Raw genomic sequence first — 25,810 nt, forward strand, 5'->3', positions numbered from 1 at the left:
ATGGACAACACGGCAGCTGCAGAGGTTCTGGAGGCCATCGCGGCCTCCGCCGCCGGGTTGGCCGGTGTACTCCGCGGGACTGCCGTTGTCTCGGCGGCCCAGCCGTCCGTGGGGGACGGGGACCTGCTGCGCCAGCAGGCAGAAGCGTGCCTGACCGTCCTGTCCGGAACTGCCGGGATGGAGGCCATGATGGCTGCCGTGAAGGTCCTGCCGCCAACGGTTATGACCATGCCGCGCAGGCGGTTTCAGGCCCTGTGGCGTCCCCGGGAGAGCAGCCCGCCCAGGACATGGGCATCCTGGCCGAAGTCGCCTGCGCCCTGACCGTGAGCGAACGCACGGCGAACGCGCCGCTGGCCGAAGCACATGAATTAACCACCGCGCTGCCGCTGACGCTGGCCGCCCTGGAAGCAGGGTCGATTTCGTGGCAGCACGCCCGGACCGTTGTTGACGAAACGGACTCACGACATTGGGCCGAACCACGGAACTATAAGCCAACTGCTGCTGGCACCGGTCCGCGGTTCGGTCTGCTGCCGGACTCGTGACCCGGGTCAGCGCCCCAACGCCGACCCGGACTTTTTTAGTTGTTCATGAGCTGTTGCTAACCACCAGCTGATTCTGACCATCAGCTGTTGCTGTCTATCAGGCGCGCTGCGGGGAACCGAGTTCCACGGGGTCTTCGTCCGTCAGGTAGGCAAACTCCGAGTGTGCTGCGATGTCGATGCCGCGCATTTCGTCCTCGGGCTTGATGCGTAGTCCCATAATCCGGTCCAGTATCTTGGCCAGGATCCAGGTCACCCCGAACGAATAGGCCAGGACGGAGACGGTGGCGAGCGCCTGGATGCCAAGTTGCCCGAGGCCGCCGCCGTAGAAGAGACCGCTTACTCCGTTCGGCGCCTTGTCGGTCGCGAAGAGCCCGATCAGCAGCGTGCCGATGATGCCGCCCACCAAGTGGACGCCCACAACATCCAGGGAATCGTCGTAGCCCAGCCGGAACTTCAGTTCGATCGCCAGGGAGCAGACAGCGCCGGCGATGGCGCCGATGGCCAGTGCGCCAAGCGGACTGACGGCACCACAAGCCGGTGTGATGGCAACGAGGGCAGAGATCAGGCCGGACGCCGCACCCATGCTGGTGGCCGCACCGTGGCGGAGCCGCTCAACGAGGGCCCAGGCAAGGAGCCCGGCAGACGCAGCCACGGCCGTGTTCAGGAATACCACTGACGCGGACTGGCCCGCCGAGAGCGCAGAGCCGGCGTTGAAGCCGAACCAGCCCACCCACAGCAGTCCGGCGCCGACGAGCACCAGCGGCCGGCTGTGCGGCTTGGTGTGGTCCATCTTGGGCCAACCCGAGCTCTTTCCAAGCACTAAGGCCAGTGCCAGCGCGGCGGCGCCGGCGTTCATGTGGACAGCGGTGCCGCCGGCAAAGTCGATGGCCTTGATGCCGTTGGCGATCCAGCCGCCGGTGACGCTGCCGTCGGCAGACGAGAAGGCAAACACCCAGTGCGCGATGGGGAAGTAGACGATGGTGGCCCAGATGCCCGCGAACAGCATCCAAGCACCGAACTTCATGCGCCCGGCCGCCGCTCCCGCAACCAGGGCGGTGGTGACGCAGGCGAAGAACAGCTGGAACGCCGCGAAGAGGATCACCGGGATGGATACAGAGTCATCTTTGGCCAGCAGCTGTCCCATGCCAGGGAATTCGGTGACGTCACCGATCAGTCCCCAGCCGCCCACGGAGTCGCCGAAAGCCATTGAGTAGCCGAAAAGCGCCCAGAGCACCGCCACCAGGCTCGCGCCACCGAAGCACATCATCATCATGTTGAGAATGCGACGAGACCCCACCATTCCCCCGTAAAACAGGGCCAGGGCGGGGATCATCATGCAGACCAGCGCCGAGCTGGCCAGAATCCAAGCGACATTTCCCGAATCCATGGGAAACCCCTTTCGTGATGCGAAGAGAGAACGGAATTGCCCGTCAGAGCCGCTCCGGAGGACGGCGCGGAGTTGGAGCAAAGCACATCGGAGGGCAGCTATTGCCGTCTGGTTCCAACAGTAGGGCGGCAGTTCCGCGGTGGGTTTCCGGCTGGTTAAATCGACGTTGCAGTCGCGGGCAGGGCCAGTTACACAGTCCATCGAACGCACATTCGTTCCCGGTAATCACGGCCGGACGAGAACGGCGGAGGCGCCGTCAGCGTGACCGGAGTGGATGCAAGCGCGTCTGCCCGGGCCTGGGGTGTGCACGCCACAAAACGAAGTGGCCACCGACCCTTGCTGGGTCGGTGGCCACTGAGAAAACGCGTGGGGCGGTGCCGGATGCTAGATGAGGCCCTGCGCCAGCATGGCGTCGGCAACCTTGACGAACCCGCCGACGTTGGCGCCCAGCACATAGTTGCCGGGCTGACCGTATTCGTCCGCGGTGGAAGCGCAGCGGTCGTGGATCCCCACCATGATTTCAGTAAGACGCTGTTCTGTGTGCTCGAACGTCCAGGAGTCGCGGCTGGCGTTCTGCTGCATCTCAAGCGCCGATGTCGCAACGCCGCCTGCATTGGCCGCTTTGCCCGGCCCGAACAGGATACCGGCATCCTGGAAGACAGCCACCGCGTCACGGGTGGAGGGCATGTTGGCGCCTTCGCCGACCGCTAAGAGACCGTTGCGGACCAAGCGTGCGGCAGCATCGCCGTCGAGCTCGTTCTGCGTGGCACACGGAAGGGCCACCGTGGCGTCGACGTCCCACACGGACCCGGATTCCACGTAGGAAACGCCGGGGCGGCGGAGGGCGTAATCCTTGAGGCGGCCGCGCTCTATTTCCTTGATCTCGCGCAGAAGTCCGACGTCGATTCCGGCCTCATCCACGATGTAGCCGGAGGAATCGGAGCAGGCCACCACGCTGGCACCGAGCGTCTGTGCCTTGGCGATGGCGTTGATGGCCACATTGCCGGAACCCGACACCACAACACGCTGGCCGTCGAACGACATCCCGCGGGTTTTCAGCATCTCCCGGGTGAAGATGACCGTGCCGTAACCTGTGGCTTCCGGACGCACCAGCGAGCCGCCCCAGGTAATGCCCTTGCCGGTCAGGACGCCGGACTCGTAGCGGTTGGTGATGCGCTTGTACTGGCCAAAGAGGTAGCCGATTTCACGGCCACCAACACCGATGTCGCCCGCCGGCACGTCAGTGTACTCGCCGATGTGCCGGTACAGCTCGGTCATAAAGGACTGGCAGAACCGCATGATTTCCGCATCGCTGCGGCCGCGGGGGTCGAAGTCCGAGCCGCCTTTGCCGCCGCCGATGGGCATGCCGGTCAGGGCGTTCTTGAAGATCTGCTCGAAACCCAGGAACTTCACTATGCCGAGGTAGACCGAAGGGTGGAAGCGCAGGCCGCCCTTGTACGGGCCGAGGGCGGAGTTAAATTCAACCCGGAAGCCCCTGTTGATCTGAACGCGGCCGGTGTCGTCGGTCCACGGCACGCGGAAGATGATCTGGCGCTCGGGCTCGCACAGCCGCTCCAGAATGGCGGCTTCGAGAAGCTCCGGGTGCCTGTCGTGGACGGGGCCGAGACTCTCGAAAACCTCGGTCACAGCCTGGTGGAATTCAACCTCACCAGGGTTTCGCGCCAGTACCGTATTCCGGATGGCTTCAAGCCGCGCGTCCACACTGTCTCCTCAAATTCGTTCAATGTTCAACATGAATGATAACAACGATTGATCCTGCTGAACTTTCTGTGTCATCCGTCCTAAGATTCGCCATTCACCGGGCACCCGTGGATCCTCGCTGCCAGACACCACCGGAACGCCCGATGGCGACGTTTAATGCGCACCAGTTGGGTGGGTGGGCACCGGACGTGAAACCATACGGACCATGTCCCAGAAGATTGCGTACCAGGGTGAACCCGGCGCCAACTCCAATATCGCGTGCATGCAGATGTTCCCCGAACTCGAAAGCATGCCGTGTGCCAGCTTCGAGGACGCTTTCGAGCTGGTATCGAGCGGTGAGGCCGAGCTGGCCATGATCCCGATCGAGAACTCGATTGCGGGCCGGGTGGCGGACATCCATGTCCTGCTCCCGCTGTCGCACCTGCAGATCGTGGGCGAGTTCTTTCTCCCCATCCACTTCGACCTGCTGGGCATCCCCGGGAGCACCATCGAGGGTGCCACCGAGGTCCACAGCCACATCCATGCCCTGGGCCAGTGCCGCCGCCTCATCCGGACCGCCGGCCTCCGGCCCGTCATTGCCGGCGACACCGCCGGGTCCGCCCGCGAAGTCCGGGAATGGAACGACCCCACCAAACTGTCCCTCGCGCCCCCGCTCGCGGCCCAGATCTACGGCCTTGAGGTGCTGGCATCGCGCGTCGAGGACGACCCCTCCAACACCACCCGTTTTGTGGTGTTGGCCCGCGAAAAGAAGCTGCCCACCCGGGACGAGTTGACCGGGCAGGCGGTGACCAGCTTTGTGTTCCGCGTCCGGAACGTCCCCTCCGCGCTCTACAAGGCGCTGGGTGGGTTTGCCACGAACGGCGTGAACATGACGCGGCTGGAGAGCTATATGGTGGGCGACGAGTTCACCGCCACCATGTTCATGGTGGATGTGGAGGGCCACCCCGAGGACCTGCCGCTGCGGCTGGCACTGGAGGAGCTGGATTTCTTCACCACCGAAGTCCGCATCCTGGGCGTCTATCCCGCCGCCGATCACCGGATAGCGCAGGCAGCCAACAGCTGACCGCGGCCTGCTTGCGCTCGGCCCTCAGCGCCTACTCCTTGGCCGGCCAGTCCGCGCCGCTGTACTCAAGAACCCAGCTTCGGGACGGAGCACGGTTCGCTGCGCAATTCCACCCTGTTTCTGCGCCCGGAGGCGGCTCGAAGGCCGCCAGCCGGGGCATGCTCTGGGGCCCTCCGCCACCCATAAGAGGTAGAATGTCGTTGGCCCTCGTCCGCGGCAGTCTCGCGGGGGCTCCTCCGATGTCACTCCGAGACATTGCCCCGTCCGCACGGTTCTCCGCGATATTTGTAACGATATCTGCGAGGAGGGCTGGCAGCAGGCGGCCACAGCGCCCTCATACAGCCGGCGCACAGCGTGGAAAGAGAGCTTATTGTGGTGGATTTCATTTCCGGCAGGCTCAACCAGATCCTCTTCGCTGGCTGGCAGCATTTCAGCCTGGTGGTCCAGTGCCTGATCCTGGCTACCGTCCTGGCATTACTAGCTGCCGTTCTCGTCTACCGGAATAAGAAGCTGGTTGCCGTCGCGAATTCCGTCTCCGCGGTCGGACTGACCATCCCGTCCTTCGCACTCATCGGGCTTCTGGTCCCGCCCTTCGGATTCGGCGTGGTGCCGGCCGTGATCGTGGTCGCGTTCTATGCCACGCTTCCCATTCTCCGCAACGCCGTCGTTGGCCTGTCCGGTATCAGCCCGGCCACCGTCGAGGCCGCCCGGGGGATCGGCATGAGCCGCTTCCACACCTTGCTGCGGGTGGAACTCCCGATGGCCTGGCCGATCATCCTCGCCGGAGTACGCGTGTCCGCCCAGATGGTGATTGGAGTGGCGGCCATCACCGCCTATGCCCTGGGGCCTGGCTTGGGCGGCTTCATCTTTTCCGGTCTCTCCCGTCTGGGTGGCGCTAACTCGTTCGAGTCGGTGGTGACCGGCGTCGTCGGCGTCGTCATTCTTGCCCTCATCCTTGATCTCCTTCTCGTCCTTCTCGGCCGGCTGACAACTTCGCGAGGTATCCGTGTCTGAAACCGCCCCCACATCCACTCCCGCATCCGTTACAGACAAGTCACTGCCCGCTGATGGCATCACCGGGGCCAGCATTCTGCTGGATCAGGTCACCAAGCGCTACCCCGGCCAGGCCAGGCCTGCCGTGGACGGCCTTACACTGGAAATTCCAGCGGGCAAAATGGTGATGTTCGTGGGCCCGTCGGGCTGCGGGAAGACCACCACACTGAAAATGATCAACCGGCTGATCGAGCCCACCGAAGGCCGGATCGTCCTCAACGGTGAGGACGTCACCAAGAAAGACGGCGATCAGCTCAGGCGCAAGATCGGCTACGTCATCCAGGCCGGCGGACTGTTCCCGCACATGACCGTGGCGGCCAACATCGCGATCGTGCCCAGGATGCTCGGCTGGGACAAGGTACGCACCGCCGCCCGCGTCGACGAGTTGCTGGAACTGGTCTCGCTGGAGCCCGGTGTCTACCGGAACCGTTTTCCCAAAGAACTTTCGGGCGGCCAGCAGCAACGCGTAGGTGTGGCCCGTGCCCTCGCCGCGGACCCGCCGGTGCTCCTGATGGACGAGCCGTTCGGCGCAGTGGATCCGATCACCCGGCAGCGCCTGCAGGACGAACTTCTTCAGATCCAGTCCGAGCTGCAGAAAACAATTGTCTGCGTTACCCACGACTTTGATGAAGCGGTGAAGCTCGGCGACTGGATCGCCATTTTTGACGCCGGTGCCCGGCTGGTCCAGTACGACACCCCCGAACGCATCCTCGCGGACCCGGCCAACGAATTCGTGGAGAACTTCATCGGATCCGGCGCGGGGCTCAAGCAACTGACCCTTACCCGCGTCAGCGATGCACCTCTGGCCGAAGCGATCACAGGGCGGCCCGGGGAGGCCGCGGCGGAGGTCCTGGCCCGCATCACCACAGCCGGGCACGGCCACGCGGTCATCGTGGACGCCCGCCAGCGCCCCCTTCAGTGGCTGTCCCGCCGCCAACTCAGCCGGATGGAGACCATCAGTGCCGTGCCGGACCCGAAATTGCCGGTGGTGGGCAGCCGGGCCACCCTCAACGACGCGCTGGACACCATGCTGGTCTCCAGCGCCGGGGCGGCCCTGGTGACCGGTCGGCGGGACGTCTTCCAAGGCGTCATTGATGTTAAGACGATCATGACGGCGATCACGACGGCGCACGAGGCAGCCGCGCTGGACTCTCATGACACACCGGTGGGCACTAACACCGGCGCCATCCCCGCCCCTGCGGGGCCCGCCGCCCCCGCGGACCTTCGCGAGGAACGGACCGAACAATGAGCGGTCCTGTACAGCGCTCCCACGCAACTGGCGGGACCGGTGCCGCGGCGGGTGGAGCCGGGACGACCGACACAGAGTCCCTAAATACTGAAACGCTCGACGCCGAAACAGCTGTGGGGGCGGATGCCGTCATTGTCGCCGGCACTGCCGGGCGCAGCTGGTGGGCGCTGGGCTATCAGCTTCTGGGCATCATCGCCGTCCTCGTCGCCCTGGCCGGATGGCTGCTCGTCGCCGACCTGTCGCCCGCCGAGCTGACCACCCTGGCCCCGGCAGCGCTGTGGGGCCACACACTTGAGCACCTCCAATTGACCCTGCTGGCGGCTGCGATCGTGCTGGTGATCGCCGTTCCGCTCGGAATTGCCCTGACCCGCAAACGACTGCGCTTCCTGAGCGGGCCCGTGCTGGTACTCGCGAACATCGGCCAGGCCGCGCCCTCCATCGGACTCGTAGTGCTCCTGGCCTTCTGGCTGGGATTCGGATTCCGGGCCGCGGTCGTTGCGCTCATCCTGTACGGGGTCCTGCCGGTCCTCCGGAACACGATGGTGGGGATCCAGCACGTGGACCAGCGGCTTGTGGAAGCTGGCCGCGGAATGGGCATGAGCGCTGCCGCGGTCCTGTTCAAGGTGGAATTGCCGATGGCTGTCCCGATCATGCTCGCCGGGATCCGCACGGCGCTGGTGCTGCTGGTGGGTACCGCCGCACTGGCAACCTTTATTAACGGAGGCGGGCTGGGAATTCTGATCACCACGGGCGTCCAACTCAATCTGCCGGCGGTCCTGGTGGTCGGTTCCCTGCTGGTGGCAGTGCTGGCGCTGTTTATTGACTGGGCAGGGCGGGTCGTTGAGCACCTGGCCCGGCCGAAAGGACTGTAGATGTTGAACTCAAAGCAGGACGGCTTAGCTGGCGCCTGGCGCACGCTCAGGCGCAAAGTCAGGCGGCCACGCGCCCGCGCCGCGGCCGTGGCGGTCGCAACCGCGGGAGGATTGTTGTTGAGCGGCTGCGGCCTGGCCCCGGCGGCGTCTTACGTTCCCGACGCCCAGCCGGGCAGCATCAGACCGATCGACGGCGCGGCCGGGGGGCACGCGACCGTGACCGGGCGGAACAACACCGAGGGGCTGATCCTGGGCAAGATGGCGGTGCTCGCCGCCAAGGCCGCAGGCTTCGAAGTCTCGGACCTGACGAACGTCCCTGGCAGCCAGCCCACCCGGTCCCTGATGCTTGCCGGGAAGGCGGACATCATCTGGGAGTACACCGGCACGGCATGGCTGTCCTTCATGGGGCACCCCTCCGGCATTCCCGAGCAGGACGCGCAATGGCAGGCGGTCCATGACGAGGACCTGGGCAACGGCCTGACCTGGGGTGCCAAGGCCCCGCTGAACAACACCTATGCACTCGCCGTTACCGATGAGAACGCCGCGAAATACGGGCTGAGCACGTTGTCTGACATCGCCAAGCTCCCGGTGTCCCAGCGGACGTTCTGCGTCGAGCCGGAGTTCAATTCCAGGCCGGACGGATTCGGGCCGATGCTTAAGCACTACGGCCTGGACCGGGGCTCCGATTCCGGTGTGCCGGAGCGCAACATCGGGCTCTACGACGTCGGCGCCGTCTACAGTGCCACAGACAACGGTGTATGCACCCTCGGTGAGGTATTCGCCACGGACGGCAGGATCGACGCGCTGGGCCTTACAGTGCTCACCGATGACAAGAAGTTCTTCCCCGCCTACAACGTGGCTCCCGTGTTCTATTCCAAGACCCTGGCCGCGTACCCGGAGCTCGAAGGGATATTCGCGCAGATTTCCCCCCTGTTGACGGACCAGACAATGCGCGGCCTGAACCTGTTGGTCGACGTCGAGGGGCAGGAGCCCGCGGACGTCGCGTTCGAGTGGATGAAGGAGCATGGCTTCCTCACCGAGGCGTCCTAAGCACTCTCTTCAGGGCGTGCTGCGGGCTGGCAGGAGGGGTGCAAAGAACGCGGCGAGCTCCGCGGTCGCCGTCAGCGGCACTACGTTTGCCACGTACTGGTCCGGCCGCACCACCACCACAACACCGCCGCGGTCAATGCCCCTGAGCTCGAACATGTCAGCCGCCGGATCGGTGGCGTAGACCTTCTCGTAGTCCGTCAGCTGGAAGGGCCCTACGTGCGGCTTGAACACCGCCGGAACGGCGCCGATATCCACTTGCTGATAGTCCTGCTGGTAGATGACCTTGACGTCGAACCAGGCATCCAGGTCAGCGCCCGACGGCGTTGCGTGGAGCGGCGATTCCGGCGAGGTCGCGAGCCACTCGGCCAGGTGGCTCGTGGGCGATGGGGAGCCGGCCGCGGCCGGATCCGCGAAGACGTAGATCCGCCACCGGCCGTCCGCTGTGGCGTGGTGGCCGAGGTGCATGGGGTTGGTGTCACAGACCCTCCGCACGAGCGCTGACTTGAAGCGTTTCCCGATGGGGAACCCGGCAGCCAGCGGCTGGTGTTTGGCCTCGGCGGTGAGCATGGACGGCGCGTATTGGGTCATGAAGCCCGCGGGGAACTCGGCGGTGCGCACGTAGAATTCCTCAAGCTCGGAAGGGTTCTCAAATTCCTCCGGCTTCTTGGCCATCATCGTGGACCAGACTTTGTCGAAGTCGATAAGGTCCTTGGCCACCACCTGGCGCTCGGCCGAGTACGTGGCCAGCAGGTTTGCCGGGCTGCGGCCCTCGAGCACGTGGCCGAGTTTCCAGCCCAGGTTGAACCCGTCCTGCAGCGAGACGTTCATGCCCTGGCCGGCCTTGGCACTGTGCGTGTGGCAGGCGTCGCCCGTGATGAACACGCGCGGCGTGCGCGTCCCGCGCTGGTCCGGCAGGACGTCGTCGAACCGGTCCGTGAGGCGGTGGGCAACCTCGTACACGCTGTGCCAGGCCACGTTCCGGACGTCAAGCGAGTAGGGATTCAGGATGGCATTCGCGTGGCCGATGATCTGCTCGATGGTGGTGCTGCGCACCGCGCCCTTGTCGTTGGGGTCCACCTCGCCGAGGTCCACGTACATGCGGAAGAGATGTCCGCCTTCGCGCGGGATCAGCAGGATGCTGCCGCCGCCCCCGGACTGGATTGCGCATTTTGTCCGGATGTCGGGGAAGTCGGTGACCGCGAGGACGTCCATGACGCCCCACGCATGGTGGGCCTGGTCCCCGGCCATGGTGCACCTGATTGATTCGCGCACCTTACTGCGCGCGCCGTCCGCGCCGACGACGTACTTTGCCCGGACCGCCCGCTCCTGGCGCTCGTTTGGGCCGGCGCTGTGGGCCAGCGTCACAGTCACCGGGTAGTCCCCTTCGCCGATCTCGAGGCTGCGGAACTCATAGCCGTAGTCGGGCGACATGCGCGTCGGCGCGTTCGCCATGTACTCGGCGAAGTAGTCCAGCACGCGCGCCTGGTTGACGATCAGGTGCGGGAACTCGCTGATGCCCGTGGGGTCGTCCAAGGTGCGGGCTGCACGGATAATACGGGAATGGTCCGCGGGGTCAGGCTTCCAGAACGCCATCTCGGTGATGCGGTACGCCTCGGCGGCGATCCGCTCGGCGAAGCCAAAGGCCTGGAAGGTCTCGACGCTGCGGGCCTGGATGCCGTCAGCCTGGCCGATGACGAGCCGGCCGGGCCGGCGCTCGACGATCCGGGTGGTGACGCCGGGAAACTGTGAAAGCTGGGCTGCGGCGAGCATGCCCGCCGGGCCGGTGCCCACGATCAGCACATCGACTTCGTCAGGGAGTGCCTCGGGGCGGTCAAGGCCGACGCCGGCTGCTGGCTGGACCCGCGGGTCACCGGATACGTAACCGTGGTGGTGGAACTGCACGGACACTCCTCACTTCGCTGTGTGGACTTACTGGGGTGAAAACAATCCATTAGCTCTCAGCATCGAGCGTTGACGCAGAACTGTACAGGGCCGCCAGCCCTGCCGGATTACGCGCAGCCTCCGGTAGGTTTCTTCCGGTTCACGGTCCGCAGCCGTGCCACGAGCGTTGCGGCGAGCAGCGCCGCGGTGAGTTCGAGTCCGACGACGGCCAGCACGTTCCCGGCGTGTCACCACCCGTCGTGGAGGCGACGCCAACCGCACCCTCGAACGTGCCGCCGCCATTCTGGATGCGGCAGACCGGCCTCTCATTGTCGACGGCGCACCGCCTTGCCCTGCAGCTAGCGGATGACGGCTTTTCGACGGACCGCTAACGGGACTTTCCGGTTCGGGAACCGCTTTGTCCGTTCGGCGCTGGAGACCGTAGTATCCCAGTCTTCCACGACCTGCGGGACCGCACAGGTGAAACTGCACAGCTCTGGGTGCGGCGAGGGGATGAACGCGTCTTCCTGCTCAGCGCGGACAGCCGGCCCGAGCTCCGGGCCATCCTGCCGGCTGGCTCGAGGCTGCCGTTGCCCCAAGGATCCCGCCCGGTCAGGACCAGATCCGTCGGACCGCTATTCTAGCCCCCGTTGCTAACGAGAGGCCGACGCGCCGGCAGGAGCGGTGCGAAGAACTCGCCCAGCTCTGCCGTAGCCGTCAGCGGCAGGATGTTGGCTACGTACTGGTCGGGGCGAACGACGACCACAACCCCGCCGCGGTCAACGCCGCGGAGTTCGAAGATGTCCGCCGTCGGATCAGTGCCGTACACGTTCTCCAGGTACGTGAGCTTGAACGGCCCCACCTCCGGCTTGAAGGTGGCCGGGACTGCGCCGATGTCGATGCCAGTGTGGTCCTGCTGGTAGATCACTTTCACGTCAAACCACGCATCGGCGTCTGCGCCGTCCGGCGTTGCCGCAAGCGGCGATTCCGGAGAGTTGGTGAGCCACTCGGCCAGGTCGGTGGCAGGCGACGGCGCGCCGGCCAGTGCCGGGTCGGCGAAGACGTAGATGCGCCAGCGGCCGTCCGCCTTGGCTTGGTGGCCAAGGTGCAGGGGGTTTGTGTCGCATACCCGCACGACGGGTGCGGATTTGAAGCGTTTGCCGATGGTGAAGCCGGAGGCCAGTTCCTGGTTTTCCGGTTCGCTGATGAGCATCGAAGGGGCGTATTGGGTCATAAAGCCGGCCGGGAATTCGGCGGTGCGGACGTAGAAATCCTCGAGTTCGGAGGGGTTCTCAAATTCGTCGGGCTTCTTCGCCATCAGCGTGGACCACTCCTTGTCGAAGTCGATCAGGTTCTTCGCGATGACTTGGCGTTCGGCCGAATAGGTGGCGAGCAGGCTCTCGGGGCTGCGGCCCTCGAGGACGTGGCCGAGCTTCCAGCCGATGTTGAAGCCGTCCTGCATGGAGACGTTCATGCCCTGGCCTGCCTTGGCACTGTGCGTGTGGCAGGCGTCACCGGTAATGAACACGCGCGGAGTGCGGGTGCCGATGTCTTCCGGGAGGACGTCATCGAACCGGTCTGTGAGGCGGTGGCCCACTTCGTAGACGCTGTGCCAGGCCACGTTGCGGACATCCAGCGTGTAGGGGTGGATGATGGCGTTGGCCTTGGCAATGATCTGCTCAATGGTGGTCTTGCGCACGGCGCCGTCGTCGTCCGCAGCGACCTCGCCGAGGTCAACGTACATGCGGAAGAGATGGCCACCCTCGCGCGGGATCAGCAGGATGCTGCCGCCGTCGTGGGACTGGATGGCGCACTTGAGGCGAATGTCCGGGAAATCGGTGGACGCGAGCACGTCCATGACGCCCCACGCGTGGTTGGCCTGGTCGCCGGCCATGCTGCAGCCGATCGCGCGCCGTACTTTGCTGCGCGCGCCGTCCGCACCGACGACATACTTGGCCTTGACGACGCGCTCCTGGCCCTCGCGGGGGCCAGCCGTGTGAAGGAGCGACACGGTCACCGGGTATTCACCCTCGCCGGTCACCTCAAGACTTTGGAACTCAAAACCGTAATCGGGTGACATGCGGGTGGGCGCGTTCGCCATGACCTCACCGAAGTAGTCCAGAACGCGGGCCTGGTTGACGATCAGGTGGGGAAATTCGCTGATTCCGGCCTCGTCGTCGAGAGCGCGACCGCCTCGGACGATGCGCGTGGGATCCTCGGGGTCGGGCCGCCAGAACGCCATCTCGGTGATCTTGTACGCCTCGGCAATGATTCGCTCGGCGAAGCCAAAGGCCTGGAACGTCTCGACGCTGCGGGCCTGGATGCCGTCCGCCTGGCCGATGGCCAGCCGGCCGGGCCGGCGCTCGACGATGCGGGTGGTGATGCCGGGAAACTGGGAGAGCTGGGCCGCGGTGAGCATGCCCGCCGGGCCAGTGCCCACGATGAGCACATCGACTTCGTCAGGGAGTGCCTCGGGGCGGTCAAGGCCGACGCCAGCTGCTGGCTGGACCCTCGGGTCCCCCGATACGTAACCGTGGTGGTGGAACTGCACGGGCTTTCCTCACTTCGTTGTAGGGCTGAGTGCCGTTGCGTGGTGTTCTATAATAGAACTGCTCGTTCTAATATAGAATTGCTGCACCGACTATAGATGCCAGGGCCGTCTAAACGCAAGTTTTTTGTGACCCCACCCACAGATAGGCTCATTCAGGCACGATGGAACGACGGAGCGGAAAAATCATCATGGCAAGCGCAGCACCTTTGGGCGGGAAGACAGCAGGAGCCCACTCCCAGACGCTCTCGCGCGGAATCAGGATGCTGGAAATCCTGAGCGAGCAAACAGCAGCGCTCAGTATTGGGGAAGTCTCCGACCTTCTGGGAGTACACCGCTCAGTCGCCTACAGGATCCTCCGCACACTTGAAGACCACGGCCTCGTCGCCAGGGACAGTAAAGGAGGCCTGGTTCTCGGAACCGGCTTGGCCACCCTGGCCCGCGGCGTTGCCCGCGACCTGCAGACGGCTGCGCTGCCAGAGCTGACATCCCTCGCCAATGAACTCGGCGCCACCGCGTTCCTGGTGGTCATGGACCGCGGGGACTGCACCACACTCACCAGCGTGGAACCGCGCCATAGCCGGGCTGCCGTCGTGCAACGGCCAGGCACCAGGCATCCCCTCCACGCCGGGGCGCCGGGACTTGCCATCCAAGCCATTTTGGAAGATTCCCAATGGGAGTCGATCTCCCCGGAACGCCCACGGCGGCCGGAAGTGGCCTCAGTACGCGAACTGGGATTCGCTGTCAGCCACCATGAAGTCCTGCCAGGCGTAACCGGCGTGGCCGTCCCCCTGAAGCTGCGCCAGGGACTGCAGCCCGCCGCCATCGCAGTGGTTTACCCCAGCGCCCAGCTTTCCCCCGACCAGGTCGCAACCTCACTCATGGAAGCCGGGCAGCGGATCAGCGAGCAACTCAACTAGCTTGCATAACGCACGAAAAAAATCCTTGACGGATCCCCTGAGAGCATGCATAGTCATCGTATACGATTTCGTACTTGATGAGGAGACAGCTTTGGAGCACGTCAACGAGGACACCCTGGCGGCAGCACGCAAGGTGATCGCGGTGCACATCAATTATCCGAGCCGCGCAGCCCAGCGCGGCCGGACACCCGCGCAGCCGTCCTACTTCCTCAAGCCCTCGAGCTCGCTGGCACTGACCGGCAATCCAGTTGAACGCCCGGCCGGCTGCGAGCTGCTCGGCTACGAGGGTGAGATCGCCCTGATCATCGGCAAGCCCGCACGCCGCGTAGGCGTCGAGGACGCCTGGAGCCACGTCGAATGGGTCACGGCCAGCAACGACCTCGGCGTCTACGACCTGCGCTACGCGGACAAGGGCTCCAACCTCCGCTCCAAGGGAGGCGACGGCTTCACACCGATCGGCCCGGGACTAATCGCAGCTGACGCCGTCGACCCTGCATGCCTGCGGATCCGCACCTGGCACAACGGCGGACTGGTCCAGGACGACACCACCGAAAGCCTCCTCTTCCCGTTCGCCCGGCTCGTCGCGGACCTCTCGCAGTTGCTCACCCTCGAGGAGGGCGACATCATCCTGACCGGCACGCCGGCCGGCGCTTCGGTGGCCAAGCCCGGCGACGTCCTGGAGGTTGAAGTAAGCACGACGACGACGGGCGGGGCCGGCGTCGGACTCACCACTGGGCGCCTCAGCACCACCGTGGAGGAGGGCACCACGCCGTTCGCTGACTTTGGTGCCGGCCCCAAGGCTGATGACCTCCAGCGCGAAGAGGCATACGGTTCCCGCGAGGCCGCCGGGCTTCCCACCGTCGGGCCTTCCCTGTCCCCGGAGCTGAAGGCCAAGCTCGAAAGCGTTGCCACGGCCACCCTGTCCTCCCAGTTGCGCAAGCGCGGGCTGAACAACGTGAGCATTGACGGCCTGCAGGCTACCCGCCCGGATCGCCGCGTGGTGGGACTGGCCCGGACCTTGCGCTATGTGCCCAACCGGGAGGACCTTTTCAACACACATGGCGGCGGGTTCAATGCCCAGAAACGCGCCATCGACTCCGTGAATGAGGGCGAAATCCTTGTCATGGAGGCCCGCGGTGAGAAGGGCACCGGCACCGTCGGCGACATCCTTGCGCTGCGGGCCCAGGTCCGCGGCGCCGCGGCCATCATCACCGACGGCGGCGTCCGCGACTACACGGCCGTAGCCGGTCTCGAGATGCCCACCTACTTCGCCAACCCGCACCCCGCCGTGCTGGGCCGGCGCCACATCCCGTGGGACACGGACATCACCATCGCGTGCGGCGGCGCCACCGTGCAGCCCGGCGACATCATCGTGGCGGACTCCGACGGCATCCTGGTGATCCCGCCGGCCATCGCCGAGGACCTGGTGGATGACTGCATCCAGCAGGAAAAGGAAGAAGTCTTCATCTTCGAGATGGTCAAGCAGGGCAACGGCGTCGACGGCCTCTACCCCATGAACGCACAGTGGCAGGCCCGGTATAAGGAATGGGAAGCCGGAAATTTGAATCCAGAAGCAGGCGACTCTGATGACTGAAACAGTTCTGGTTGCAGGCAGCAAGTCCGAACAGGCCTACCATGCCGTCAAGGCGCGGATCGTGGAAGGCACCTACTCCCCCGGGTACCGCCTGGTCCTGGCGGCCATCGCCAAGGACCTCCGCGTCAGCGTGGTGCCGGTCCGTGAGGCTATCCGCCGGCTCGAGGCCGAGGGCCTGGTGAAGTTCGAACGCAACGTCGGCGCCACGGTGGCCGGGATTGATCCCACCGAGTACCTCTACACCATGCAGACCCTGAGCATCGTGGAGGGCGCAGCAACTGCGATGTCCGCTCCGCTCATCGACTCACTGGCGATAGCCCGGGCCCGCGCGGTGAACGAGGAGATGCGCGAATGCCTGCAGCACTTTGATCCCGTCCGGTTCACGCGCCTCAACCAGGACTTCCACAGCGTCCTGTTCGAACACTGCCCCAACCCGCACATCCTGGACCTGGTACACCGGGGATGGAACCGCCTGGCCTCGCTGCGGTCCTCCACGTTCCGGTTTGTCCCCGGCCGGGCCCACGAATCCGTGGACGAGCACGAAGCGCTGTTGCAGCTCATCGAGTCAGCGGCCGAGGCCGACATCATCGAGAAAGCCGCACGCCTCCACCGCTCCGCCACCCTGGACGCCTACCTGAGCCAGGCAAAAAACCTCTGACACACTCCCCCAGACCCACCCCAGCAGTAAGGAAACAACAATGACGTTCACTGCAGAACAGACCGCCACGCATTACGTACCCCAGGACCTGCCCACCCACATCCAGCACTACATCAACGGCGAGTTCGTTGATTCCGTGGGCGGCAAGACGTTTGATGTCCTGGACCCGGTCTCCAACCAAAATTACGCCACCGCCGCGGCCGGCCAGAAAGAGGACATCGACCTCGCCGTGGCCGCCGCCCGTGAAGCGTTCGTCAACGGCCCCTGGCCCAGGATGAAGCCCCGCGAACGCGCCCGCGTCCTGAACAAAATCGCCGACGCCGTCGAAGCCCAGGAAGCCCGACTCGCCGAACTCGAAACCTTCGACACCGGCCTGCCCATCACCCAGGCCAAGGGCCAGGCCCTGCGGGCAGCGGAGAACTTCCGCTTCTTCGCGGACCTGATCGTGGCCCAGTTCGACGACGCCATGAAGGTCCCCGGCGCGCAGATCAACTACGTGAACCGCAAGCCGATCGGCGTCGCCGGCCTGATCACGCCGTGGAACACCCCGTTCATGCTGGAGTCCTGGAAGCTCGCCCCTGCACTGGCCACCGGCAACACCGTGGTCCTCAAGCCCGCCGAGTTCACCCCGCTGTCCGCATCCCTGTGGGCCACCATCTTCAAGGACGCCGGACTGCCGAACGGGGTGTTCAACCTGGTCAACGGGCTGGGCGAGGAAGCCGGCGACGCCCTGGTGAAGCACCCGGACGTTCCGCTGATCTCCTTCACCGGCGAGACCACCACGGGCCAGACCATTTTCCGCAACGCCGCGGCCAACCTCAAGGGTCTCTCCATGGAGCTCGGCGGCAAGTCACCGTGCGTCGTGTTCGCCGACGCGGACCTCGACGCCGCGATCGACTCCGCCCTGTTCGGGGTCTTCTCGCTCAACGGCGAACGCTGCACCGCCGGGTCCCGCATCCTGGTGGAACGTGCCGTGTACGAGGAATTCTGCGACAAGTACGCCGCCCGGGCCAAGAACATCGTCGTCGGGGATCCCCACGACCCCAGGACCGAGGTGGGCGCCTTGGTCCACCCCGAGCACTTCGCGAAGGTGGCCTCCTATGTGGAGATCGGCAAGTCCGAGGGCCGGCTCCTGGCTGGCGGCGGACGGCCGGAAGGCCTCTCGGAAGGGAACTACATCGCTCCCACTGTCTTCGCCGACGTCGCCCCTGACGCCCGGATCTTCCAGGAGGAGATCTTCGGTCCGGTCGTCGCCATCACCCCGTTCGAGAACGACGACGAGGCGCTGGCTTTGGCGAACAACACCAAGTACGGCCTGGCCGCCTACATCTGGACCCAGAACCTGACCCGGGCACACAACTTCGCCCAGAACGTGGAAGCCGGCATGGTGTGGCTCAACAGCCACAACGTCCGCGACCTCCGCACTCCTTTCGGCGGCGTCAAAGCCTCGGGCCTGGGCCACGAGGGCGGCTACCGATCCATCGATTTCTACACCGACCAGCAGGCCGTCCACATCACGCTCGGCACCGTCCACACCCCCAAATTCGGCGCCTGAGCTGCCCAGCCAGCGCCCCGCCACTCAAAGAAGAGAGAGCACCATGACCAACTTTGTCCCCACCCCCACCGTGCCCGCCCCGGACATCGTCCGCTGCGCCTACATGGAAATCGTGGTCACCGACCTCGCCAAGTCCCGCGAGTTCTACGTTGACCTCCTCGGCCTGCACGTCACCGAGGAAGACGAAAACAACATCTACCTGCGCTCCCTTGAAGAGTTCATCCACCACAACCTTGTGCTCCGCAAGGGACCCATCGCCGCCGTCGCAGCCTTTGCCTACCGGGTGAAGTCCCCCGCCGAGGTGGACGCAGCCGAGGCCTACTACAAGGAAATGGGCTGCCGCACCGAACGCCGCAAGGAAGGCTTCACCAAGGGCATCGGTGACTCCGTCCGCGTCGAGGACCCGCTGGGGTTCCCCTACGAGTTTTTCTACGACGTGGAGCACGTGGAACGCCTCACCCAGCGCTACGACCTCTACTCCGCCGGTGAACTGGTCCGCCTCGACCACTTCAACCAGGTCACCCCGGACGTCCCCCGCGGCCGCGCCTACCTGGAGGACCTCGGCTTCCGCGTATCCGAGGACATCAAGGACTCCGACGGCGTCACGTACGCCGCGTGGATGCACCGCAAGCAGACGGTCCACGACACGGCCCTGACCGGCGGCAACGGCCCGCGCATGCACCACGTCGCCTTCGCCACCCACGAGAAGCACAACATCATCCAGATCTGCGACAAGATGGGCGCCCTGCGCATCAGCGACCGGATCGAACGCGGCCCCGGCCGGCACGGCGTCTCCAACGCGTTCTACCTCTACATCCTGGACCCGGACGGCCACCGCATCGAGATCTACACCCAGGACTACTACACCGGTGACCCAGACAACCCCACCATCACCTGGGACGTCCACGATAACCAGCGCCGCGACTGGTGGGGCAACCCCGTGGTCCCGTCCTGGTACACCGAAGCCTCCCTGGTCCTGGACCTGGACGGCAACCCCCAGCCCGTCATCATCCGCGAGGAAAAGTCCGAGATGGCAGTCACCGTCGGCGCCGACGGCTTCTCCTACACCCGGCCCACCGACGCCGGAGCTGCGGCTGAGGGCTTCAAGCTGGGAGCGCAGCTGTAGCCATGCTGGACGCCAAGACGATTGAGGCCATCGCGGACGAGCTGGTGGAAGCTGGCCGCACCCGCACCCCTGTTCCGCGCCTGACTGCCCGTTATCCGGACATGACCGTGGAGGATTCCTACGCTGTCCAGCAGTTGTGGCGCCGCCGCAACGAGGAAGCCGGGCGGACCCTGGTGGGGCGCAAGATTGGCCTCACGTCCAAGGCAATGCAGGCCGCCACGGGCATCACCGAACCGGATTACGGCGCCATCTTCGATGACATGGTCTTGGAGACCGGCTGCTCGGTGGAGTGGGACAAGTACACCCACCCGCGGGTGGAGGTGGAGCTCGCGTTCGTCCTCAAGGACGCGCTCAAAGGACCCGGTTGCACCATCTTCGATGTCCTGAAGGCCTCCGACTACGTGGTCCCGGCCCTCGAAATCCTGGACTCCAGGATTGAGATGGAGGGCCGGACCATCGTGGACACCATCGCCGATAACGCCGCAATGGGCGCCATGGTCATCGGCGGAAACCCGGTCAAGCCCGACGCCGTGGACCTCCGCTGGGTCTCCGCCATCCTGTATAAGAACCAGACAGTGGAGGAAACCGGCGTGGCCGCCGGGGTCCTGGACCACCCGGCCAACGGCGTCCACTGGCTGGCCAACAAAATCGCCGCCCACGGCGATTCGCTGAGGGCTGGCGACATCATCCTCGCCGGATCGTTCACCCGTCCGCTCTGGGTCTACAAGGGCGATACCGTCCACGCCGACTACGGACCCTTGGGAGTTGTCACATGCCGCTTCGAATAGAAGACACGTTCCGGGACGCCCTCGCGGCGGCGAACCGCCCGCTGGCCGGCATGTGGGTGTGCTCCGGCAGCCCGCTGGTGGCAGAACTCTGCGCAGGATCGGGCCTGGACTGGTTGCTGGTGGACGCCGAACACAGCCCCAACGGCCTCGAATCCATCCTTGCCCAGCTCCAGGCCATTCACGGTTACCCGGTCCACGCCCTGGTCCGGCCACCAGTGAACGATACCGTGGTGATTAAGCAGTTCCTGGACCTGGGGGTCCAGAATCTACTTATCCCCATGGTCAACTCGGCAGCGGATGCGGAAGCTGCCGTGGCCGCCACCCGGTATCCGCCGCAGGGCGTCCGAGGGGTGGGTTCGGCCCTGGCCCGCGCCGCACGCTGGAACCGGGTCCCGGACTACCTGGTACGGGCCGGGGAGACCATCAGCGTCACCGTGCAAATCGAATCCACTTCCGCAGTGGAGGCCGTAGCGGACATCCTGGCGGTTAAGGGGGTGGATGCCATCTTCCTGGGGCCGTCCGACCTCGCCGCGTCGATGGGACTCCTGGGCCAGCAGGAGCACCCCGAGGTGCGTGCCGCCGTCGAGCATTGCCTGTCTGCCGCGAGGGCGGCCGGCAAGCCTGCGGGGGTGAACGCTTTCAACCCCGCCACGGCGGAGCACTACCTTGCCATCGGCGCCGGTTTCATCCTGGTGGGGGCCGACGTCGCCCTCCTGGCGCGCGGTTCCGAAGCCCTCGCTGCGCAGTTCATCCCCAAGCCCCCGTCGGTTGACCGTGCCCTCCCGGCGGTTGAGCCTGCCGAAACCCCCGCCAGCTACTGACCTTTCCTTCCTAAGGACTTTCCCATGACAGTTACTACTCCGATGCCCCCTGCCCTCCCGCAAGTCATCTCGCCGGAGCGCGAGGCTGCGCTCCTTGCGTCCGTACCCACTGGTCTGCTCATCGGCGGGCAGTGGCGGGAGGCGTCCGACGGCGGCACGTTCGACGTCCACGATCCCTCCACTGGGGAGGTACTCGCCACCCTCGCCTCGGCTACCAGCGAGGACGCGGTGTCCGCGCTAGACGCGGCCGACGCCGTGCAGTCCTCGTGGGCACGGACCGCGCCACGGGTGCGGGCCGAGATCCTGCGCCGGGCTTTTGACCTGGTCACCGAACGCGCCGAGGACTTCGCGCTGCTGATGACCCTGGAAATGGGCAAGCCGCTGGCCGAAGCCCGCGGCGAAGTGACCTACGGGGCCGAGTTCCTGCGCTGGTTCGCCGAAGAGACGGTCCGTGACTACGGCCGCTACCTCACCTCCCCGGAGGGCAAGAACAAGATCCTGGTCCAGCACAAGCCCGTCGGCCCGTGCCTGCTCATCACGCCCTGGAACTTCCCGCTGGCCATGGCCACCCGCAAGGTAGCCCCCGCCGTCGCCGCCGGCTGCACCATGGTCCTCAAGCCAGCGAAGCTCACCCCCCTCACGGCCCAGCTGTTCGCCCAGACCATGCTCGACGCCGGCCTGCCCGCCGGCGTCCTCAACGTCGTCTCATCCTCCTCTGCCTCCGGGATCTCGGGTCCGCTGCTGGCCGACCCGCGCCTGCGGAAGGTCTCCTTCACCGGCTCCACCCCCGTCGGCAAACGCCTCATGGCCGACGCCGCCCAGAACGTCCTTCGCACCTCCCTGGAACTCGGCGGTAACGCCCCGTTCATCGTGTTCGAGGACGCCGACCTGGACAAAGCCGTCGAAGGGGCCATGGCCGCCAAAATGCGGAACATGGGCGAAGCCTGCACCGCTGCGAACCGGTTCCTGGTCCAGGAATCCGTCGCCCAGGAATTCACAAGGAAGTTCGCCGCCGCCATGGCTGCCCTGGCCACCGGCCGCGGCACCGACCCCGCCACCCAGGTGGGCCCGCTGATCGACGCACGAGCCCGCGACGACATCCACGCCCTGGTGGCAGCCGCCGTCGACGCCGGAGCAACAGTACTCACCGGCGGGTCACCCGTTGCCGGTCCCGGGCACTTCTACCCGCCCACCGTCCTGGCCAACGTGCCCAACGACGCCGCGATCCTCGGCCAGGAAATCTTCGGCCCCGTCGCCCCGGTGACCACCTTCGCGACCGAGGACGACGCCATCCGGCTGGCCAACGCCAGCGAATACGGCCTGGCCTCCTACGTCTACAGCCGCGACTTCAACCGGCTGTTGCGCGTGGCCGAGCAGATCGAATTCGGCATGGTGGGCTTCAACGCCGGCGTCATCTCCAACGCCGCCGCACCCTTCGGCGGCGTCAAGCAGTCCGGGCTCGGCCGCGAAGGCGGCTCCGAAGGCATCGCCGAATACACCACCACCCAATACATCGGCATCGCCGATCCGTACGCCAACTGACACACCGATGTGTCCCCACAATAAGGAATAAATATGAGTGCTATTCCGCATGAGCAGCGCAGCTCGGCCAAAGACCGCCGCCGCGTGGCGTTCGCCACGATCATCGGCACAACCGTTGAGTGGTATGACTTCTTCATCTACGCCAACGCCGCAGGCCTGGTTTTCGCGAAGCTCTTCTTCGAACCAGCCGGCAATGACATCGGTATCCTGATTTCGTTCGCTTCGGTGGGCCTGAGCTTCCTGTTCCGTCCGCTGGGAGCCTTCCTGGCCGGGCACTTCGGCGACCGACTGGGACGCCGTGCAATGCTGGTCCTCACGCTGATCCTGATGGGCGTGGCCACCACACTCATCGGTGTGCTGCCTACGTTCGAAACGGCGGGCATCGTCGCGCCCATCCTGTTGCTGCTCCTGCGTATTCTGCAGGGAATTTCAGCCGGCGGGGAATGGGGCGGGGCCGTCCTGATGGCCGTCGAGCACGCACCACGGTCCAAGCGCGGACTGTTCGGCTCCTTCCCCCAGCTCGGCGTCCCGCTGGGCATGCTCCTGGCCTCCGGGATCCTGGCCCTGATGTCAGGCGTCGTCTCCCCGGGCGCAGCGTTCATCGAGTGGGGCTGGCGGGTTCCGTTCCTGCTCAGCTTCCTTCTGATTGTGGTGGGCTTCATCGTCCGGCGCAGCGTGGAGGAAAGCCCGGTCTTTGAAGAGATCGCTCAAAAGAAGCAGCAGACCCGTGTTCCCATTGTTGAACTGTTCAAGAAGCACTGGCTACTGGTCGTCATCGCCGCCCTGATCTTTGCGGGCAACAACGCCGCCGGCTACATGACCACCGGCGGCTATATCGTCAGCTACGCCACCAATCCCAAGGGGCTGGCCATGGACCGCACCGAGGTGCTCCTGGCCGTCACCGCATCCGCAGCCCTCTGGTTCATTTTCACACTGATTGCCGGCATCCTCGCTGACAGCATCGGACGAAAGAAGACCTACCTCATCGGCTATGGGTGCCTGATACTCACGGTATTTCCGCTGTTCTGGCTGGTGAACACCGGAAATATCTGGGTGCTGTTCCTGGGCCTGGCACTGTTCACGGTGGGACTCGGCTTGACGTACGGTCCGCAGGCCGCCGTCTACAGCGAACTGTTTCCGGCGTCCATCCGGTTCTCCGGCGTCGCGATCTCCTACGCGCTTGGTGCCATCATCGGCGGTGCGTTCGCGCCCATGATTGCCACGGCCCTGGTCCAGGCCACCGGAACAACCTCGTCCGTCTCGGTGTACCTGCTGATCATGGCTCTCGTATCAACAGGCGCGGTGCTGGTCATTAGGGACCGGAAGGGAATCGACCTGGGCATTAACAACCAGGCCGAGCAGGAAGTGGGCGCCACGGTCTTCGACCACAGGACCGCCGTCAGCGCGGACGTCAACGCGAAGGTCTGATCCCGGGACACCGCTGGTCGAGCCTGCCGATATCGGATATCGGCAGGCTCGACCACCGCCCGGGCTATCCCACCGCCGGCGCCGTCCTCGTCCCGGAACTGAACTGGCGGCGGGCCCAGCGGGCGAGTCTCTTGCCTTTACCCTTCCACCAGCTGTCTTCGTCCTTGTCGTGGTGCAGCCGGAAGATGATGGCCACCATCACGAACATGGACATGCAGACGTCCATCCAGGACCACTGCAGCGCGTCGATCAGGACGCTCATGCCGGTGGCGATGATGGACGGGATGGCGAGGGTCCGGAACACTGTGCTGGCCACGTAGCGCCGGTGTGATCTCGGCACGGACAGCGCCCGCACCATGTCAAAGCACGCGCACACCACCACCATGGCCTGCCCGATGGCGAGCAGGATCAGCCCAGCGCTGGACCCCGCAAACATAACGACTGAAGAACCAAACACGCGAAAACCCCCAGAGTCTTGAACCGTGCTGTGAGACCATCAATAGTTCCATTCAAGACAGTGAGGGCGGACCGGTCACGAGTAGTGAGTACTCTATTTTTCCGGTGCTTAGGTTCCCAGCGCCCGGGGCCGCCAGACCACCACGGCCTGGGAGCGGGCGCGGGGGCGCTGTCCGCGTGCCAGGCTCACTACGTCGCCGGCAGCACCGGCGGCGAAGATTCTGGAGTCCAGGGGATCACGACGGCGGCCCAGCTCCTCGGTCAGCTCGCCCACCCTGCGCTGGAGCGCGGCAACCTGGTTCTCGAGCTCAAGGATCCGTTTGATGCCCTCGAGCGAGACACCTTCCTGGGAGAGCCGCTGGACCTGGCGCAGCATGTTGACGTCGCGCTGTGAGTATCGGCGGGACTTCCCGGGCGCCCGGCTGGGCGAAACAATGCCCAGCCGGTCATACTGCCGGAGCGTCTGCGGATGCATATCCGCCAGTTCAGCCGCCACCGAGATCACAAAGATCGGCTGGTCAGCATTGATATTCACGGTCTGCTCCGCTGCCTACAGCCGGGCCTTGGCGGCCAGGCCCTCGCGGACATCGGCGTCGGAAGTCGCTTCGGCGAAAGCCTTCACAGCTGCCTCGGCCTCCTTGTTCAGGTTCTTGGGAACCGCGACGTCGATGGTCACCAGCAGATCGCCGGTTACCTTGGAGGTCTTCACGCCATGGCCCTTGACCCGGAGTGTGCGGCCGGACGGCGTGCCGGCCGGAACGCGTACTTTGACCCTTTCGCCGTCGATGGTGGGAACCTCGATGTCCGCGCCCAAAGCAGCTTCCGGGAAGGTCACCGGAACGTGGATGCGGAGGTTGTCGCCGTCGCGCGTGTAGAAATCGTGGGTCTTGACCGACACGGCCACCATCAGGTCGCCGTTGCCTGCCGGCGATGGCTGGCCCTTGCCGCGGACGCGCACTTTCTGGCCGTCCTTGATGCCGGCCGGAACCCGGACGTCGATGACGTCGCCACTGGGTTCACGCAGGCCAATGGTGGTGCCGCGGATGGAGCCGGCGAAGGAAATGCTGGTGGTCGCGGTGCGGTCGGCGCCCTTCTGGGGGGCCCGCTGGAAGCCGGGCTGGCCGCCGAAGCCGCCGCCGAACAGGTCGGCGAATTCGGGCGGAATGCCGCCCGAGGTGCTGAAGCCGCCGGCGTGGCGGCCGGCGTTTCCGGTGAACAGCCCGCCGAACATGTCCTCGAACCCGCCGTTGCCGCCGCCGGCGCCGCCCGGTGCGAACCTTGCCCCGCCGCCCATGGCCCGGATGGCGTCGTACTGCTGACGCTCGTCCGGATCAGAAAGTACGGAATAGGCCTCGGAGATGTCCTTGAACTTCTTCTCCGACGCAGCGTTTCCCGAATTGGTGTCCGGGTGGTGCTGGCGGGCAAGTTTCCGGTACGCCTTTTTGATGTCGGCGTCGGAAGCGTCCTTGGCGATACCAAGGATCGCGTAAAAGTCCTTGTCCACCCAATCCTGGCTAGCCAATGGCGTTTCCTTTCAAAAGTTATGGGTCGGTGG

The 25,810-nt window shown here is 65.4% G+C and carries 23 protein-coding genes; 16 read left to right on the forward strand and 7 right to left on the reverse strand.

What is annotated here, in order from left to right:
- Both ABIB27_RS08805 and ABIB27_RS08810 read left to right on the forward strand, forming a co-directional pair.
- Complete coding sequence (locus tag ABIB27_RS08805) at positions 1–321, forward strand: hypothetical protein (RefSeq protein WP_354253807.1); 321 nt, start codon at positions 1–3, stop codon at positions 319–321.
- A 2-nt stretch (positions 322–323) separates the two neighbouring features.
- Positions 324–542, forward strand: a complete 219-nt coding sequence (locus ABIB27_RS08810) for a hypothetical protein (RefSeq protein WP_354253808.1) — start codon at positions 324–326, stop codon at positions 540–542.
- A 97-nt stretch (positions 543–639) separates the two neighbouring features.
- Here the strand turns inward: ABIB27_RS08810 and ABIB27_RS08815 are convergent, their stop codons facing one another.
- Together ABIB27_RS08815 and gdhA are read right to left on the reverse strand one after the other, a co-directional pair.
- A complete protein-coding gene (locus ABIB27_RS08815) occupies positions 640–1,929 on the reverse strand; it encodes an ammonium transporter (protein WP_354215681.1) in 1,290 nt (429 codons plus the stop codon).
- 384 nt (positions 1,930–2,313) lie between these two features.
- Positions 2,314–3,651: an NADP-specific glutamate dehydrogenase gene (gdhA, locus tag ABIB27_RS08820; RefSeq protein ID WP_354215682.1), complete on the reverse strand. Its 1,338-nt coding sequence runs from the start codon at positions 3,649–3,651 to the stop codon at positions 2,314–2,316.
- A gap of 205 nt (positions 3,652–3,856) precedes the next feature.
- Here gdhA and ABIB27_RS08825 point away from each other — a divergent pair, with 205 nt between their 5' ends.
- The 5 genes from ABIB27_RS08825 (at position 3,857) to ABIB27_RS08845 (ending at position 8,938) form a co-directional block, all read left to right on the forward strand.
- Complete coding sequence (locus tag ABIB27_RS08825) at positions 3,857–4,714, forward strand: prephenate dehydratase (protein ID WP_354215683.1); 858 nt, start codon at positions 3,857–3,859, stop codon at positions 4,712–4,714.
- Positions 4,715–5,086: 372 nt separating this feature from the next.
- The gene (locus ABIB27_RS08830; RefSeq protein ID WP_354215775.1) at positions 5,087–5,728 is read left to right on the forward strand and encodes an ABC transporter permease; all 642 of its coding nucleotides are present in this window, start codon (positions 5,087–5,089) and stop codon (positions 5,726–5,728) included.
- A gap of 43 nt (positions 5,729–5,771) precedes the next feature.
- A complete protein-coding gene (locus ABIB27_RS08835) occupies positions 5,772–7,016 on the forward strand; it encodes an ATP-binding cassette domain-containing protein (protein ID WP_354215776.1) in 1,245 nt (414 codons plus the stop codon).
- Entirely contained in the window at positions 7,013–7,888 is an 876-nt protein-coding gene (locus ABIB27_RS08840; protein ID WP_354215684.1) for an ABC transporter permease, read from the forward strand. The genes ABIB27_RS08835 and ABIB27_RS08840 overlap by 4 nt, the downstream gene beginning before the upstream one ends.
- Complete coding sequence (locus ABIB27_RS08845) at positions 7,889–8,938, forward strand: glycine betaine ABC transporter substrate-binding protein (RefSeq protein WP_354215685.1); 1,050 nt, start codon at positions 7,889–7,891, stop codon at positions 8,936–8,938.
- A gap of 9 nt (positions 8,939–8,947) precedes the next feature.
- On the opposite strand, the gene ABIB27_RS08850 is transcribed toward ABIB27_RS08845, so the two are convergent.
- Positions 8,948–10,840: an FAD-binding monooxygenase gene (locus ABIB27_RS08850; RefSeq protein WP_354215686.1), complete on the reverse strand. Its 1,893-nt coding sequence runs from the start codon at positions 10,838–10,840 to the stop codon at positions 8,948–8,950.
- 619 nt (positions 10,841–11,459) lie between these two features.
- On the reverse strand, positions 11,460–13,370 hold the full coding sequence (locus ABIB27_RS08855) for an FAD-binding monooxygenase (protein ID WP_354253809.1): 1,911 nt from the start codon (positions 13,368–13,370) through the stop codon (positions 11,460–11,462).
- A 188-nt stretch (positions 13,371–13,558) separates the two neighbouring features.
- On the opposite strand from ABIB27_RS08855, the gene ABIB27_RS08860 reads away from it, so the two are divergent.
- The 9 genes from ABIB27_RS08860 to ABIB27_RS08900 all read left to right on the forward strand — a co-directional run bounded on the left by ABIB27_RS08860 (position 13,559) and on the right by ABIB27_RS08900 (position 23,799).
- Positions 13,559–14,287: an IclR family transcriptional regulator gene (locus tag ABIB27_RS08860; protein ID WP_354215688.1), complete on the forward strand. Its 729-nt coding sequence runs from the start codon at positions 13,559–13,561 to the stop codon at positions 14,285–14,287.
- A gap of 91 nt (positions 14,288–14,378) precedes the next feature.
- Positions 14,379–15,881, forward strand: coding sequence for a fumarylacetoacetate hydrolase family protein (locus ABIB27_RS08865; RefSeq protein ID WP_354215689.1), 1,503 nt, complete (start codon positions 14,379–14,381; stop codon positions 15,879–15,881).
- Positions 15,874–16,539, forward strand: coding sequence for a GntR family transcriptional regulator (locus tag ABIB27_RS08870; RefSeq protein WP_354215690.1), 666 nt, complete (start codon positions 15,874–15,876; stop codon positions 16,537–16,539). The genes ABIB27_RS08865 and ABIB27_RS08870 overlap by 8 nt, the downstream gene beginning before the upstream one ends.
- Before the next feature lie 40 nt (positions 16,540–16,579).
- Positions 16,580–18,094 carry a 5-carboxymethyl-2-hydroxymuconate semialdehyde dehydrogenase gene (gene hpaE, locus ABIB27_RS08875; RefSeq protein ID WP_354215691.1) on the forward strand — a complete coding sequence of 505 codons (1,515 nt, stop codon included), beginning with the start codon at positions 16,580–16,582 and terminating at the stop codon, positions 18,092–18,094.
- A gap of 43 nt (positions 18,095–18,137) precedes the next feature.
- The gene (gene hpaD, locus ABIB27_RS08880) at positions 18,138–19,220 is read left to right on the forward strand and encodes a 3,4-dihydroxyphenylacetate 2,3-dioxygenase (protein ID WP_354215692.1); all 1,083 of its coding nucleotides are present in this window, start codon (positions 18,138–18,140) and stop codon (positions 19,218–19,220) included.
- A gap of 2 nt (positions 19,221–19,222) precedes the next feature.
- The gene (gene hpaH, locus ABIB27_RS08885) at positions 19,223–20,008 is read left to right on the forward strand and encodes a 2-oxo-hept-4-ene-1,7-dioate hydratase (protein WP_354215693.1); all 786 of its coding nucleotides are present in this window, start codon (positions 19,223–19,225) and stop codon (positions 20,006–20,008) included.
- Positions 19,993–20,829, forward strand: a complete 837-nt coding sequence (locus ABIB27_RS08890; protein ID WP_354215694.1) for an HpcH/HpaI aldolase family protein — start codon at positions 19,993–19,995, stop codon at positions 20,827–20,829. The genes hpaH and ABIB27_RS08890 overlap by 16 nt, the downstream gene beginning before the upstream one ends.
- Before the next feature lie 24 nt (positions 20,830–20,853).
- Complete coding sequence (locus tag ABIB27_RS08895) at positions 20,854–22,371, forward strand: NAD-dependent succinate-semialdehyde dehydrogenase (RefSeq protein WP_354215695.1); 1,518 nt, start codon at positions 20,854–20,856, stop codon at positions 22,369–22,371.
- A 33-nt stretch (positions 22,372–22,404) separates the two neighbouring features.
- Positions 22,405–23,799 carry an MFS transporter gene (locus ABIB27_RS08900; RefSeq protein WP_354215696.1) on the forward strand — a complete coding sequence of 465 codons (1,395 nt, stop codon included), beginning with the start codon at positions 22,405–22,407 and terminating at the stop codon, positions 23,797–23,799.
- Positions 23,800–23,863: 64 nt separating this feature from the next.
- Here ABIB27_RS08900 and ABIB27_RS08905 read toward each other — a convergent pair whose 3' ends face one another.
- From ABIB27_RS08905 to ABIB27_RS08915, 3 genes are all read right to left on the reverse strand, one after another.
- Positions 23,864–24,235: a hypothetical protein gene (locus ABIB27_RS08905; protein ID WP_354215777.1), complete on the reverse strand. Its 372-nt coding sequence runs from the start codon at positions 24,233–24,235 to the stop codon at positions 23,864–23,866.
- Positions 24,236–24,364: 129 nt separating this feature from the next.
- Positions 24,365–24,790, reverse strand: a complete 426-nt coding sequence (locus ABIB27_RS08910) for a heat shock protein transcriptional repressor HspR (protein ID WP_354215697.1) — start codon at positions 24,788–24,790, stop codon at positions 24,365–24,367.
- Between the two features lie 15 nt (positions 24,791–24,805).
- The gene (locus tag ABIB27_RS08915) at positions 24,806–25,777 is read right to left on the reverse strand and encodes a DnaJ C-terminal domain-containing protein (protein WP_354215698.1); all 972 of its coding nucleotides are present in this window, start codon (positions 25,775–25,777) and stop codon (positions 24,806–24,808) included.
- Positions 25,778–25,810: the final 33 nt, after the last annotated feature.

This window comes from Arthrobacter sp. UYEF21 (genome assembly GCF_040546085.1).
In the GTDB taxonomy this organism is placed as follows: domain Bacteria; phylum Actinomycetota; class Actinomycetes; order Actinomycetales; family Micrococcaceae; genus Arthrobacter.